Genomic DNA, 15,933 nt, shown 5'->3' with positions numbered 1-15,933 from the left:
TCCGGTGTGCTTGGTGTACCCGGTGTACTTGGTGGTGTTGAGTCTTTCTCGTACGGCACTGGCGTATCCTTTGATGGGTCCTTTGGATCTGTTATAGATGGTGGAATGTATCCTTTTTCTGGATGGTCTGGATCTACTGGAATCAATGGATTACCACTCGGATCCTTCGGTGTATAACCTGGAATGTATGGTAATGGTGGATTATCTGTCGGTTCTTCTGGCGTCTCATCATACAATACTGGTGGCCTATTTGTACCTGGTTTACTTGGGTCATACGCATCTCCTGGATTTTCTGGAATAAACGGAATATATCTGCCTAATACTTTATAGATGTATGTCACTGACGTTGTTCCTTCTACAACTTTTCCTGTTTCATGGTCTCCTTCTTTTACTTTTGAGAATAAATATAATTTCCCATCTTTTCCAATGATTTTCGGTTTGTGATCCGTCGTATCATACGCCGTATCTACGTTTGATTCCGGTGTATCCTCTATAGATTTTTTAATCGGATTTCCTGTTTCATCGACATAATTTACCACGACATTACCTTGTTTCACTTCTGGTGTCGGATCTTTCTCATACGGCACCGGTGTATCCTTTGATGGGTCCTTTGGATCTGTTATAGATGGTGGAATGTATCCTTTTTCTGGATGGTCTGGATCTACTGGAATCAATGGATTACCACTCGGATCCTTCGGTGTATAACCTGGAATGTATGGTAATGGTGGATTATCTGACGGTTCTTCTGGCGTTTCATCATACATTACTGGTGGCCTATTTGTACCTGGTTTACTTGGATCATACGCATCTCCTGGATTTTCTGGTATAAACGGAATATATCTGCCTAATACTTTATAGATGTATGTCACTGACGTTGTTCCTTCTACAACTTTTCCTGTTTCATGGTCTCCTTCTTTTACTTTTGAGAATAAATATAATTTCCCATCTTTTCCAATGATTTTCGGTTTGTGATCCGTCGTATCATACGCCGTATCTACGTTTGATTCCGGTGTATCCTCTACAGATTTTTTAATCGGATTTCCTGCTTCATCAACATAATTTACCACGACATTACCTTGTTTCAGTTCTTCGTAAACATAAGTAACCGTCTTCTTCCCTACCGCTATTTTACCTATCGGTGCATCCGATGTAGTTAAATGACCCTGGTCATCAACTTTACCTATCGTATAATTACCTGCCGAAACGAGTTTATAAGTTTTTCCATCTTTTTCAATTGTCACTGGACGATGGTCTACTACAGTATCATAATCTGTGCCTGCAAACCCACCTTTCACATCTTCAACAAGGCCTTTTAATTCATTGCCTTCCGTATCAACATAACTAACAACTACATCCCCTTTTTGGCTAATATAATAGTACTCAACAGTATCTGGATACTCAAAGTTATTCGAAATATCAAATGTTCTTCCATTATCATATCGGGAATTAGTCACTTCACCTTTTTTTAGTCTCACAACTGAGCTAGACGTTGCATCGCCCCCATCATAATCTGAAACAGATATTGCTACATTTGAAGGTAATCCATTTTTATGGAAACGGAATTTTTGAAATATCACTTTCCCCTCCAAACCGAGTTGTTGATATTTCCCTTCAGATGCGCCATCTACAATTTTTTCTCTAAATTCATAACCATTAGTATTTTTTTCAAAATCATAATTTATATCTGGCAGATTATTCGATGCTATTCTTCCTCTATCTGCACTACTGCCATTCACTGGATCAAATGTATCCGGTGCTTTAGCATAAGTAAACCATACTTCACTTTCTACAGTGCTTTTATCGTCAAGAATTTTATCTTTACGATACATTGTGCCACGACTCGTTGTCGCTTTACTATATCGAACATTACCAATTATTTTAGAAGATTGTTTGTTAATTTTTCCATTTTGATTAAGTGGCGCTCTTGTACTATCAAATGCGTATCCAGCAATTTCTGGAGGTTCTGTTGTATAAGTACTCTTAGTCCATCCATATTGAGTGAATGGTGGTACAATTTCTCTACCTTGTTCATCATAGTAATATGTTGTCTGACCTTTCCAATGTGGTAACACAATTGAATAACTCACAACCTCACCCGTTACCAATTGTGCAGAATTTCCATAGATGGGAAGGAAATTTGATGGTTCATTTACATCGATTTTATTTAACCTGAATGAAAACCCATTCTTTTTTGCAACTATATTTAAAAAAGTCATTTCATCGAGCTGAATATCACTAGGTGTAATGGTCTTGATATCAATCTCTTTTACTAATGTATTTTTATCTTTATTAAATACCGTAACGAAAAATTTTGTGGGTGCCCCTACATGATCAACATCCTCTTTTCTAACAGAAAAGACATATTGTCTGTCTCCACTTTCACCTCTTCTAGCTACTTCGAATGTATATTGTTTCGGATCAGCCGCTTTATGAATTTTATATGTCACCTTATTATTAGTTGGGAGTTCAGAGTTAACACTATAACCATCCGCAGGGGGTTGAGTTAAACTTGCATTCGCTCTTCTAAGCATGCTGTTTGAATCATATGCATCTGGAATGTCACGTTTTTTTATAGATTTAGGTGTTTCACTTGCTGTTACGTTCTCTGATTTTGAAGTATTTATTTTGTTTTCTAGTGTTGCTGATACTTCTTTTGCAGCATCTGCTTGGTTTTCTGTAGCTTCTGATGTTTCTTTTACAGCTGTGTTCTCAAATTTCGATGTATCTGTTTGATTTTCTGGTGTTGCCGCTACTTCTTTCGAGCATACATTTTCTGTTTTAGAAGCGTCTGTTTGATTTTCTGTAGCTTCTGGTGTTTCTTTTACAACTGTACTCTCATATTTCGATGCATCTGCTTGATTCTCTGATGTCATCGCCACTTCTTTCGAGAGTACGTTTTCAGCTTTTGAAGCGTCTGTTGAGTTTTTTGATATTTCTGGTGCTACTTTTGAATCTATGGTTCCACTATCTACAGTCAAAGAAGGTTTTTCATCCAATTCAGCAGCAGACGCATCATTTGTTGTACCAACAAATAATATAGCGCCTATTAAAACACTAGCCGCACCAAAATGGTATTTTTTGATTGAAAAACGCTGTTTTTGTTCGTGTTGTTTGAAAATCTTCATTTTCTTTTCTCCTTCCTTATATAAAACTTACTTATATCTTAATATCACCTAACTAAATTGTCCACAATGAGTTTGTTTTATTTTTTAAAAAAATATAAAACTTATTATTTATTTAAAATAAAATTTATAAAACAGATTTTCATGGCGTGATATACCTAAATGAATTAATTTTAATGACTGCTCTACTTTCGAATAGTAATTAAATGTATAAAATCGCGGATTTAAAATTTCATGAATTCGTCAAAATTAGGAATGACTTTGATGATGGTTATCAATCCATTTATACTGGTAATTGTATATAAAAATCTCCCTTCAGAGTTTACATTTTTAAGTGTCTACTTTGAAGGGAGCATATCATTATGGATTCGTTCTTTTTAAAATACATATTTATTTTTCGCTTTAAATTCTAATAAGTGCAGTAGTTTACTGAAATGAAAATGTACACTACTTATACATACGTATCAATTCATCTGAATTTTTTCATTATTATCCTAGAGTAGGTACAAGATATTTTTCAATAAATCTAATGATTACCCATCCCTATTGTGTAAGTTTTCTAAGATACTAAGTTTCTACCTCTTCCCCAATAAAATTAAATTATCTACTATATACTTACGCTTCTTCTCCAACAACTGTAAAGCGTTCATTTATATGTTGTGGATTTTCAATTTCATCTAAAATGGCAATGGCAAAGTCAGCATAACTAATATAGCTATTACCATTTGAATTCACTAATAAATTATCTTTTCCTGATTGATAACTTCCTGTTCTGACACCTTCTGCATTAAAATCTGCGGATGGGCTAAGGAAGGTCCAAGTTATACCTTGTGTAGCTTCTAAATCTTGTAAATTTCTACCTTGACCTTTTGCAGTAGGTACAAATATTTCTGGGAATTCTGGCGTATCTATTAACTTAGTCGTTTGTGCTTTATCAACATATAAACTACCAGCACCGCCTACAATAATCGCTCTTGTATCTGTTCCTTTTAATGCTTCAATTAATGCGCGCCCAGCAGTTACATGTACTTCTTCCTCACCAAGTGGTGCACCAAAAGCATTCACAACTACATCTAAATCTTTTAAGTCTTCCGCTGTAATGTCGTATATTTCTTTTTCTAGTACATTTATATTACTATTAGATAATTTTGAAGCATTTCTAACGATGGCTGTGACGTCATGTCCTCTATCTATTGCCTCTTCTAATACCAAATTTCCAACTTTTCCAGTTGCTCCAATAATTCCAATTCTCATAATAAATTCCTCCAATTTTTAATCAATAAAATATGTTTAAAATGACTACTAATAAAAGGGTAAACTGCTTACATTGTTACAATGACAATTGTTGACAAAATGCTATTTTTGACAAGTCACTAACAGATCTAATTGTGCTAACGGTTACGGTTTTGGTCTTAACTCAAACGTTTGCCCTTCTATAGATACATCTGCGCCAGTTTCTTAAATTACTTTTTTATGATGATCTTTACCTATAAAACAAAATAGAAACACACAGAATAAATACTTATTTTCAGTGAACAACCAGCCCTCCTTTCAATTTAATAAGGTTTGTGATAATCGTTTAGGTTGCTTTAAAATAATTTATTAAATGCTTTTCAATTACGGTTGTAATTGTAATAGTTACAGTTACAAGTCGGTCATACGGATAGATTTATCCGTTATTTACGAGTATTTTATTGACGATACTGTCTAATGTGACACCTTTTAATACCGCTTCCATTGCGTCTTGCGCACTTTCCAAAATAACTTCCAACACACTTTGAATATTGGCACCAACTGTACAATTGATATTCGTATCTTCATGTATTTGGAATAAATGTCCTTTTTCAACCACTTCCACAGCTTTATAGACGTCAAATAATGTAATTTCATCCAAAGGTTTCAAAAGCTTAGCACCTGAATTGCCTCGAGATACATCAATAAAACCAGCTTCTTTAAGTCTTCCCATCAATCTTCGAATAACCACAGGGTTCGTATTCACACTATCTGCGATTTGAGTCGATGTTAAAGTATATTCTCTTTCAATCTTAATTAAAGCTAATATATGAACAGCTACCGTAAAACGACTGCTTATTTTCATAACAACCACCTCATGTAACCATTATAGTTACACCTATTGTTAATGTCAATGTAATCGTATTATTCAATCTTGGTAAGTGTTAGAAAGGTGGCATCTTTATATATTAAATTATATTTATGAAGAAACTGGATAAACAGTGCTACGTTTATTGAAATAGCCAAAAAACTTAAATATTATATTAGCAATGCTTAACACACATTTTCTAAAAAAATGTAAAAGCAGAAGAGAATCAGGTTTAAATCTGATTGTCTCCTGCTCTTGAGGGGTTGAAATATCAGGCTTCCATACGCTTTGTGTTAACTACACGCGCATGATACATAGCCAACTTCATATTTTCTGAATTTTTATCAATAATCAATGCGTTCTATAACTGACAACAATGATTTTGTAAAATACGACGTTGAATTATTGCCCAATAATTATTTTAGTTAAATAACCATCTTCATCAAAGAATCCCTTATATGAACCGCCATTATTTGTATAAAACGGAATCATTGTCTCATCTTTTAATTCTGAAGCATCATCGTCTTTATCCATGTTAGATTCATGTGCTTTTATAAATTCTGATTTAGTTACAGATTTGGGTTTCGTTTTAAAGCTCATTTGGATAACTTCGTCTTTATCGTTAAAATCTATCGTTGTATCATAAATTGTTTTACTATAAGCATGATCTTTATACGCTTTAGGATCTACTTTATATCCATTGATAGTTACATTGTCATATTTCATAGCTCTAACGAAATTATAATCTAACGTAAATGTTGGATCGTATGTCGTATAGCCTTCATACTTATACCATGGTGTTTGTGATTGTAATTTTGAAACGTTTTGACTATTCATACTTTCTCCACCACTTGAACCACCTTCACCACTACCCCATTTTTGAACTTGTTCCGCTGCTTGTACGTCATTCGTTATCGTCGAAAAATACGTTGCTGAGGATCCTACTACAAGTGTTGATACAACGGCCGTCGTTGATAATAATTTAGTTACTTTACGCATAATCAATCACTCCTTTAGTATTGAATACCGCTTGGCTTTAGTTATTTAAACTTCATTCAAGTGGAACAATCCCTAAATTAGTAACGATTTCTCAAATTCCCATCAAATGATTGTGATTGACAACCACGCTCATACTTCTATTTACGATGTTTGAACCAAATAATAATGAAAAGTCGCTATATCATGACAATCATTTAACAGTCGTTTGAAGTTATCACTCCTACGATTTGGCATACGTTAAATGCATGGTGTAATTATTCACTTTCATCATACATCATATTTTTTTAAATGCAAGTATATATAGGATTTTGATTGAAGATGCTTAACAATGAATAGCCACTGTTTGGGGGTTTTTATCTTCTCTTAATTTTCACGTAATCATTCATATATTTAAGTTTTAAAAATTATTAGCGATTCAATTACCTCTTTACACCCCTCACATAAATATTCAAAAATTATAAATTGCACAATATTGTTGTCGATATATGTAAATGATATAGTTAAATTGTATTTTAATATTTTTCAAACTGAAAATAACGAAGGAGCGTGTTTCGATGTATAGGATAGGCATAGCAGGAGCTGGCGCAATGGGTGGACGAATTGGTGTGTCCATAAAAGAAGCTGGCTATGATGTTACACTTATTGATAATTGGGAATTACACGTCAAACGTATTAATACAGATGGTATGGACATTAAAACAGAGACGGATAACTATTCAGTCAACATCCCAGCAGTTTTAACCAAAGATGTTTCAACTGAGTTTGACCTTATCATTATCTTGACTAAGGCTATGCACTCGGAAGCAATGTTACAGCAATTACAAGAAGCTGGTTGCATCCATCAAAATACAGCTATAATGAGTATGATGAATGGCTTAGGTCATGAAGAACGATTATCACAAATCGTCCCTTTATCTCAAATTTATCTAGCAGTAACGATGTGGACTGCAGGTCTACGTGGACCAGGACAACTATTATTAGAGGGTGAAGGATCTATATATTTACAAAGCGCAGATGGTGAGACCGATGACCATACGCATGCTATACTTCAAATTCTTAATGATGCAAATTTGAATGCTCAAATTAGTAATAATGTATTCGAAGCAATATGGTCTAAAGCTACATTAAATAGTGTTTTAAATCCTTTATGTACGATATTAAACAAAACGATTTATGAATTTGATAATCATCCGGATTCAGCTGAAATGGTTATGCCTATCATTGAAGAAATTGTCGCAGTTGCCAAAGCAAAAGGTATTCATTTAGATAGTCATGCACTATTAAAAAAAGTTGAAGCAGCTTATCCAAAAGAAGCTCAAGGCCTTCATTATCCATCAATGCATCAAGATTATACAAACGGACGTTTAACAGAAATAGATTACCTTAATGGGCAAATAGCTGCTTATGGAAAAACATTCAACATACCTACGCCTATTAATGCTATGCTCACCCATCTTGTACATCAATTAGAGTCAAAATTACAATAACTACAAAAGGTCAATGTAATTATTATGATATCGACGGAGTGTCTCTCAACACTTCGTCTTTATTTTGTGTTTGATACTCTATTTTCGAATCTAATATCTTTCTTTTAATATTTAATAGCACTCACATAAATGGCATTTTAAAAGTAATCTCATTTTAATAAGTAATAGTAGATACTGATATTTTAATATTTTATATTCCTATTGTTATAATTTTTACTCTAGTATTACCCCAACTCATTTTTAAAACTATTTTAACTCTAGTAAAGTAAATGTATAAAAAGTCGTTACTCTGAAAATTCCAGTAAAGTTTATAATCAATAAAAAAACTAGGCTACTGATTCCCTTAAAAGATTAAAGAAATTAGCACCCTAGAAAATAATTATTTCATCTAACCTATTTTAACTTTGAAGAATATTCAATACTTAATCTTTTATAGTTCACCATTTAAAAATTGGGCTTCTCCATTAAAAAAGCTCCAATCTTCATCCGTATTCTCAACTACACTAAACATGATGTCTTCTTTACGTATACCTATGTCATCATGAAGTTTATTTACCACTTCTCTATAAAATCGTTGCTTTTGTTGTTGGGTTCTTGGCCTTGTAATAATTGTAAACACGATTATATCCTTTGTCCGCTCTACACCTAAACCTGTATCCAAAATTTTCATTTCATAATCTTCATGTTGGTTAACAATTTGGTATCTGTCACCTTTAGGCGCATTAAAAGTTTCTAACATGACTTCATAAGAGATATCTAATATTTGCTTAATCTCTTCTTTTTCTCTTCCTTTTATCAAATCAATTTTTATTAATGGCATTATTTTACCCTCCTTATCTATATATGATTTTCTATACACGATTATGAGACGTACATTTATAAATAATAGATTGAATTGTTTCTACCATAGCTTCTTTACTAGGGTTTAAAATTTGTTGTGGATTAAACAATGACTTATCTTGATTAAGTGTTTGTCTTAATTGATTGCTCCAGGCAATATTAATTTCTGTATTGAAATTAATTTTTGCATGGCCCAAATGTATTGCCTTTAATAAGTCTTCATCTGAAATACCTGAAGCACCATGCAATACTAACGGAATATCAATAGCTTCTTGTATGGCTTTCATTTCTGTAAAGCCTAAATCGGGTTCTCCTTGATACTTTCCGTGAACTGACCCTAGTGCAGGCGCTAATGTATCTAGATGTGTTTCTTGAGCTAATCTTAAACAATCATCTAAATTAGCATACTTTACGTTACCAATTATACCGTCTTCATTACCTCCTATAGCACCTACTTCTCCTTCTACGATGACATTATTTTTATGAGCGTAATCTACGACTGCTTTAGTTTGTTTAATATTTTCTTCAATGGGTAATTTTGATCCATCAAACATTACAGAATCGTATCCAGCATCTACTGCTTGTTTACAATTTTCAACAGTTAAACCGTGATCCAAGTGAACAATAACTGGTATCGTTACATCCATCGCTTTAATTTTATTTTTGATCGTTGAACAAATAAATTGATAGCCACCAAGAAATTCAATTACTTTATCCGTTGTTCCTATGATAATGGGAGAACGTGTTACTTCAGCTGCTTTCAAAATACATTCTATCCAAATTAACCCATTGGCATTTATTTGAGGTATGGCGTAATGTTCTTCCTTAGCTTTTTGTATAATTCTATTCATCGATTCACATCACACCCTTCTTCATATTTTTTTTGGCTGATTTGATATCAGTGATTCTTTACATTTCAAAGCAATTTGTTGTGCTTTATATCCATCTTCAATAGAACAGATGACATCTGTATCATTTTGAATAGCTGCTATAAACGCATCCATTTCTACTTTATAAGCGTCACTATATCTTTCTAAGAAGAAATAAGGTGGATTATCCCTTCTGATACCATCTGTACGATAATAATTTAATGTTGAAGACTGTTCATTACCTACATCTATTGCGCCATAATCTCCTAAAATTTCTATACGCTGGTCATACCCATAAACACTTCTTCTACTATTTTCAATGATTGCCATAGAGCCATTTTTAAATTTCAACGTGATTAATGCAGTGTCGATGTCATCATAATCTGCTATTTCTGGGTTGATCAATGCTTCTCCTGTCGCATAAACTTCTACAATTTCAGATTGTATTAAATACCTTGCCATATCAAAGTCATGAATACTCATATCCATAAATAGACCACCAGACCGCTTTATATATTCAATTGGAGGTGGTTCAGGATCTCTTGAAGTAATTCGCAATGTTTGAACATTCCCTAACTCTTTTTTGTTTAAAATACCTTGAAGTTGCTTAAAATTTTTATCAAATCTTCTATTAAAGCCCATCTGAAGTTTTACATCAGATTTTTGTATCGATTCAACAGCTTCTTCCGCTTCTTCCAAAGAGAGGCTAATTGGCTTTTCACAAAATATATGTTTACCATTTGCTGCCGCTGCTTTGATAATATCAACGTGTGTGTCAGTTGGTGAACAAATAATAATTGCATCTACTTCAGGATCCCTAATAATATCCATATGATCTTTAGTTTTATTTTCAACACCAGCTTTTTCAATCCATTCTGACATTTTGTCACAATACAAATCTGAAACCCATTTAATTTTCACATTTTTATTATTTTGTAAATTATTGATGTGCAATTGACCAATTCGGCCAGCACCAATCACTCCAAATGTAAGTGTCATAATTACCCTCCTATTGAGCTAAACCAAGTGGTGAGAATAAGATATAAGTTGCGATTACAACAACAATAATAATACCGCCTACAATATATCTATATTTCCACGGTGTTATATCTACTTTTGCGTAATTTACACTAAAATCAAATTCGTCTGATGGTTTTAATTTGTTGAATAATAGTACTATAAATAAATCTATAAAAAATAATACGCTTAATACGTATAAATAGTGTATATCTGATAGCAAAACTTTTGAAAGCGCATACAAAATTATGTGTGAAATAAACATTATTTTAGCACCTTGATGCGACGTACGTTTAACAAAAAATCCTACAAGTATAAGTACTAATAACGGCATGTTATAAATACCGTTGAATTCCTGTACCACAGCATATAAACCTTGTGGAAATAGTGAAATCATTGGAGCGATAATTACTACAATAATACCTACAAGGACTGTCACTAATCTGCCCATTCTGGAAATTTGTTTATTTGTTGCTTCTTTATTAATTATTGATTTATAAAAGTCAAGTGAGAACAAGGTTGCCGTACTATTAAGTGACCCCACAAATGAACTTAGAATTGCTCCAAAAATAACTGCTCCAAACAAACCATACGCCCAACCTGGTAGAACCTCATTAATTAACATAGGGTACGCATTATCAGGTTTTGTAATTTTATCTCCTAACATATTGAAAGCAAGTACACCTGGAAAAACTAAGAATAATGCTCCAAATATTTTAAATATACCAACATACATTGCTCCTTTTTGTGCTTCTTTTAAGTTTTTACCTGCCAGTGCTTTTTGTACAATCATTTGATTGGTACACCAAAAGAATAAGTTATTAAAAAACATTCCAAAGAATAGTGTTGGCCAAGGTACAATATCTGAGTCGACTGCACCAATTGAATTTAATTTTTCAGGTGTGTTTTGTATAATTTTATCGAAACCTTTTAATAAACTACCATCACCAAACATGACCAATCCTAAAAAAGGTATAGCAAGTCCGCCTATTATGAGTCCAATACCATATATAGAGTCACTGTGAGCACTTAAAGAAAGGCCGCCGATAAATAAATATATAATTCCGAAAATACCTATAAATGTAGAAATTAATACAACAGCAGTCATATCGCTAACATTTAAAATTTCACCAATATTAAAAATTTTATTAAATACTAGAGCGCCTGAGTATAGTACAACTGGTAAAAATGACACAACATATGTAAATATGAATAGTAACGATACCAGTCTCTTAGTAAACGTATCAAATCTCATTTCAATAAAATCTGATATTGTGTCTACACCATATTTAAAATACCTTGGTAAAAACAAAAGTGCTAATATAACAATAGCTACTGCAGCAGTTACTTCCCACGCCATTACTTCCATACCTGCCATAAAACTTTGACCGTTTTGTCCTACTATTTGTTCAGTAGATAAGTTCGTCATGATAATTGTAGAAGCAATGGTAAAACCTGTTAGACTTCTACCACCCATGAAGTAGCCATCAGAATTTTTAGTATTGATTTTTCTACTTCTTAAAAACGCATATAAACCTATTAGTAGAACTACTGTAATAAATGAAATTATTGCAAACATACTCATGATAACTCTCTCCCCTTTGGAGCTTAAATTACTCCCACCCTTATATATTGTTTGATTTTATTGAAATTGAGACATATATTCTTTTGCTTTTTTAGCGTAGATAAATGGATTTGCTATAGCTGGATCCTGTTCAGCTTCAACAACAATCCAACCACTATAACTTGACTGATATATAAGATTTAGAATAGGTTCAAAATCAATCACACCGTCACCAGGTACAGTGAACATACCTTTTCTAACGCCGTCTAAAAAACATTGATTACCTGTATCTACTGCCTCTTTAACTTCTTGTCTCACGTCTTTAAAGTGGATATGTTTAATCCTATCTTCATATTTATTAAAAATCTCTATAGGATTTTCTCCGGAAACTACAAGATGACCGGTATCAAATAAGAGAGAGACGTTATCTTTATTTGTTTGTTCCATTAATTTGTCTATTTCTTCTGTAGTTTGTATACCTGTTCCCATATGATGGTGATATACAATTTCCATACCTTTTTCTTGAGCAAGTTTTCCTAACTTTTCCAAACCATCTATTAACAAACCCCATTCTTTATCGTTGAAAATAGGCTTATCTTTAAACAATGCTTTATCTAACCTTCCTTGAATACTATTGCCTTGCTCAGATACTACAATTACTTTAGCTCCCATTTCACAAAGAAAGTCTCTATGTTTTATAAATGCTGTTTCTGTCACTTCATATGGTTTAGAAGTTAAATATAAACTAATCCATGCGCTTGCTACCGATAAACCACGTGGCTCAAGATAAGACTTTAGAACTTTAGGATCTCTTGGATATTTATTACCTATTTCTGTACCTTCGTATCCAGCTAACGCCATTTCACTAATACATTGTTCGAATGAATTGCTACTGCCTAATTCGGGCATATCATCATTCGTCCATGCGATTGGAGCACATGCGTAACGAATATTTCTAGTCATTCTTTTCACCTCATAACGTAATAACCTTCTTAGATTCGAAGGATGATTGCATAGCAATGGCTACCTCTGTACTTTTCAAACCGTCCACACCTGTAACAGAAGCTTTTTCTTTATTTCTTATTGATTGTACAAATGTATTTAATTCATTAATAAAAGCAAATCTAAATCTTTCAGGAAAATGACCTGATGTAGGCCTTACAACACCATTTTTATCATATAAAGTTACTAAATTTTTTTCTGGTGCGTTACCAATTCTTATCATGCCCTCTGTTCCTATTATTTCTGTTTCGACATGATAACCATGCTTGGCGTTTCTTCCTGCTAAAAAATATGCGATAGTGCCATCTTCTAATTCTGATAAACATGCACCAGTTTCTAGTTCTTCACATTCAGATAATTCAGGTGCTGCAATATTATTTCCTAGGGAATAAACCGTTTTAAATTCTGAACCGGTGAACCACCTTACTAAATCAATATCATGTATTGACATGTCTAAGAAGATACCGCCACTTGCACTATTTTTAGCAAATTGTATAAAACTATCTAACCCTACACTAGGATCAATACCATAACAACGCATTGCTGTAATCTTTCCTAAGCTTCCATTTTCCACTGCTTCTTTTGCATATAAATAAGATTCATCAAATCTACGCATAAATCCTAATTGAAATACTATATCTGGATTGTCATCTATTTTATCTACGACTTGTCTAATATTCTCTAACTCTAATCCGATTGGCTTTTCAGAGAAAACATGCAAACCTTTTTCAAGAGCTTGAGTAATTTGCACTGCATGAAACCCACTTGGAGAAACAATAACAACGGCGTCAAGTTGGTCATTATTTATCATTTCACTATAGGATTTACAACAATGTTGAACGCCTAATTTTTCTTTCGCGTATACTAGCTCTTCATCTACTACACTTGCGACTGCATATAATTCGGCATCATTAACATGATTTACAATATTTGATGCATGAACTTGACCTAATCTACCGAGACCCACTTGTCCTATTTTAATTTTTGTCATAGCTTTTCCACCCGCTTTAGTAATGTTTTGCGTTTTTCATTATTTTTTCTTTATTTGAAAATGCTTCTTGTATGGATGCTTTGTCACTATGCTCTGAAACACCTACATTCCAAAATGATTCATATCCATCTGTCATTGTTTTGGGCAATGTTTTAATTTCTATTAACGTAGATTTAGTTTCTTCTTTAGCTTGCTCAATCACTTCTGTCAGTGCTTTCACATCATTGATTTTATAAGATTTCGCGCCATAACCCTCAGCTACTTTTTGATAATCTATGTTTAATGGTTTACCACTAAAATCTGTGAATTCTGTGCAGAAACTATCGCTACCATTATCCATTTGTAAATTGTTAATACATCCAAAGCCACTGTTATCAAATAAAATAATATTAATTTTATAGTTATACTGGAGTGCAGTGATTAATTCAGAGTGCAGCATAAGGAAACTACCATCCCCTATTAGCGCATAGACTTCTTTATCAGGTTCTGCAATCTTAGCACCAACTGCTGCACCAATTTCATAACCCATAGTTGAGTAACCATATTCCATGTGATACGTATTGAAATCATCTGTTTCCCACAATCTTTCTAAATCGCCTGGCAAAGAACCTGCTGCTGCAACAATGATTGCATTTTTAGCTATTGTCCGATTTACTGCAATTAATGCATTTGTTTGTGGTAACTCAGTCTGTAATGCTTCTACGTATTGCTTAATCTTTACATGATCAAAATGATTGGCAATTTCAGGTGTATAATCCTCTACATTAATATTAATTTCTGCCAATCTAGCACGTTCACTGTTCCACTGTTGTTTAATACTATTAACGGCCTCAGTGATATCAAATTGATGTTCTCCTAGTGCGCTCATGAGTTTTGCCACAGACACTTTGGCGTCACCCACTACTTGTGTTGCATCTAACTTATATGCATCTACTCTATTGATATTAATATTGATCAATTGGGCAGTTTCAAAGTTAATAGCTGTCTTCGAACTCGTTGTAAAATCAGAATATCTTGTCCCAATTCCTACAATGACATCAGCATCTTTAGCATAAACATTCGCTGCTAAATTGCCTGTAACACCTAAACCGCCTAAATTTAATGGGTGAGAAGCTTCTATCGTTGATTTACCAGCTTGTGTTTCGGCCATAGGTATTTTATGCGCTTCAATGAGTTGTTTGATTTCAATGTGTGCTTCTGAATACTTAGCGCCACCTCCAACAATAACTAAAGGCTTTTTAGCTGCTTTTAACACTTCGCAAGCACGTTCAATCGCCCGCTCAGATGGTTCTAATCTATCGACATAATGTACACGTTTTTCAAAGAAAGTCTCTGGGAAATCGAATACTTCTCCTTGTACATCCTGACTCAACGCTAGTGTAACTGGTCCAGCCGTTTGCGGATTTGTCATAACTTCTAATGCTCTAATAAGTGCCGACATTATTTGCTCTGGTCGTGTTATACGGTCAAAATATCTAGATATTGGTTTAAGTGCATCATTTGTTGTTATCCCAATACTTTGAGGATTTTCTATTTGTTGTAATACTGGATCTGGTTGGCGTGATGCAAATGTATCACCCGGAAGGAATAACACTGGAATATGGTTGGCAGCCGCTGTGCCTGCTGCAGTCACAAGATTAGCTGAACCAGGTCCAACAGAAGTCGTTACTGCAAAAATTTTCTTCCTTAGACTTTGTTTACTGAAACCAATTGCAGCGTGTGCCATACCTTGTTCGTTTTTACCTTGAATCACTTTCAATTCATCTTGATATTTTGACAATCCTTCACCTATACCAAGTACGTTCCCATGGCCAAAGATATTCATTACACCTTCAACAAATCGTGTTTCTTCGCCATCAACGTAAATGTATTGCTGTGTTAAAAACTTAACGATTGCTTCACCTGTTGTTAATCTCACTGTATTGACCATTTTTACCACCA

The 15,933-nt window shown here is 33.7% G+C and carries 12 protein-coding genes; 1 reads left to right on the top strand and 11 read right to left on the bottom strand.

Annotation, left to right across the window (positions count from 1 at the left end):
• The 4 genes from HMPREF2586_RS06105 to HMPREF2586_RS06090 all read right to left on the bottom strand — a co-directional run.
• Positions 1-3,125 (bottom strand): MucBP domain-containing protein (locus HMPREF2586_RS06105; RefSeq protein WP_141756816.1); only part of this gene is annotated, 3,125 nt, incomplete at its 3' end.
• A gap of 612 nt (positions 3,126-3,737) precedes the next feature.
• Positions 3,738-4,376 (bottom strand): NAD(P)-dependent oxidoreductase, encoded by a 639-nt coding sequence (locus HMPREF2586_RS06100; protein WP_070812687.1) that lies wholly within the window; start codon positions 4,374-4,376, stop codon positions 3,738-3,740.
• A 415-nt stretch (positions 4,377-4,791) separates the two neighbouring features.
• Positions 4,792-5,220, bottom strand: a complete 429-nt coding sequence (locus HMPREF2586_RS06095; protein ID WP_046207206.1) for an Rrf2 family transcriptional regulator — start codon at positions 5,218-5,220, stop codon at positions 4,792-4,794.
• Between the two features lie 405 nt (positions 5,221-5,625).
• Complete coding sequence (locus HMPREF2586_RS06090) at positions 5,626-6,222, bottom strand: immunodominant staphylococcal antigen IsaB family protein (protein ID WP_070657060.1); 597 nt, start codon at positions 6,220-6,222, stop codon at positions 5,626-5,628.
• A 554-nt stretch (positions 6,223-6,776) separates the two neighbouring features.
• Here HMPREF2586_RS06090 and HMPREF2586_RS06085 point away from each other — a divergent pair.
• Positions 6,777-7,709: a ketopantoate reductase family protein gene (locus HMPREF2586_RS06085; RefSeq protein WP_070812686.1), complete on the top strand. Its 933-nt coding sequence runs from the start codon at positions 6,777-6,779 to the stop codon at positions 7,707-7,709.
• Positions 7,710-8,139: 430 nt separating this feature from the next.
• Here the strand turns inward: HMPREF2586_RS06085 and HMPREF2586_RS06080 are convergent, their stop codons facing one another.
• From HMPREF2586_RS06080 to iolD, 7 genes are read right to left on the bottom strand one after another with little or no spacing between them, the layout of a single operon-like run.
• Positions 8,140-8,529, bottom strand: a complete 390-nt coding sequence (locus tag HMPREF2586_RS06080; RefSeq protein WP_070657063.1) for a tautomerase family protein — start codon at positions 8,527-8,529, stop codon at positions 8,140-8,142.
• A 31-nt stretch (positions 8,530-8,560) separates the two neighbouring features.
• On the bottom strand, positions 8,561-9,400 hold the full coding sequence (locus HMPREF2586_RS06075; protein ID WP_070657064.1) for a ketose-bisphosphate aldolase: 840 nt from the start codon (positions 9,398-9,400) through the stop codon (positions 8,561-8,563).
• A gap of 21 nt (positions 9,401-9,421) precedes the next feature.
• Complete coding sequence (iolG, locus tag HMPREF2586_RS06070) at positions 9,422-10,420, bottom strand: inositol 2-dehydrogenase (protein WP_176747374.1); 999 nt, start codon at positions 10,418-10,420, stop codon at positions 9,422-9,424.
• A 7-nt stretch (positions 10,421-10,427) separates the two neighbouring features.
• Positions 10,428-12,020 (bottom strand): solute:sodium symporter family transporter, encoded by a 1,593-nt coding sequence (locus HMPREF2586_RS06065; protein ID WP_070657068.1) that lies wholly within the window; start codon positions 12,018-12,020, stop codon positions 10,428-10,430.
• Positions 12,021-12,077: 57 nt separating this feature from the next.
• Positions 12,078-12,962, bottom strand: coding sequence for a myo-inosose-2 dehydratase (iolE, locus tag HMPREF2586_RS06060; RefSeq protein WP_070657070.1), 885 nt, complete (start codon positions 12,960-12,962; stop codon positions 12,078-12,080).
• Between the two features lie 10 nt (positions 12,963-12,972).
• Positions 12,973-13,992 carry a Gfo/Idh/MocA family protein gene (locus HMPREF2586_RS06055; protein WP_070812684.1) on the bottom strand — a complete coding sequence of 340 codons (1,020 nt, stop codon included), beginning with the start codon at positions 13,990-13,992 and terminating at the stop codon, positions 12,973-12,975.
• Between the two features lie 16 nt (positions 13,993-14,008).
• Positions 14,009-15,922, bottom strand: a complete 1,914-nt coding sequence (gene iolD / locus HMPREF2586_RS06050; RefSeq protein ID WP_070657077.1) for a 3D-(3,5/4)-trihydroxycyclohexane-1,2-dione acylhydrolase (decyclizing) — start codon at positions 15,920-15,922, stop codon at positions 14,009-14,011.
• Positions 15,923-15,933: the final 11 nt, after the last annotated feature.

This window comes from Staphylococcus sp. HMSC034G07, from assembly GCF_001835975.1.
GTDB lineage: Bacteria > Bacillota > Bacilli > Staphylococcales > Staphylococcaceae > Staphylococcus > Staphylococcus ureilyticus.
The sequence above is the reverse complement of the archived record's forward strand: the minus strand, read 5'-3'. Positions and strand labels throughout refer to the sequence as shown.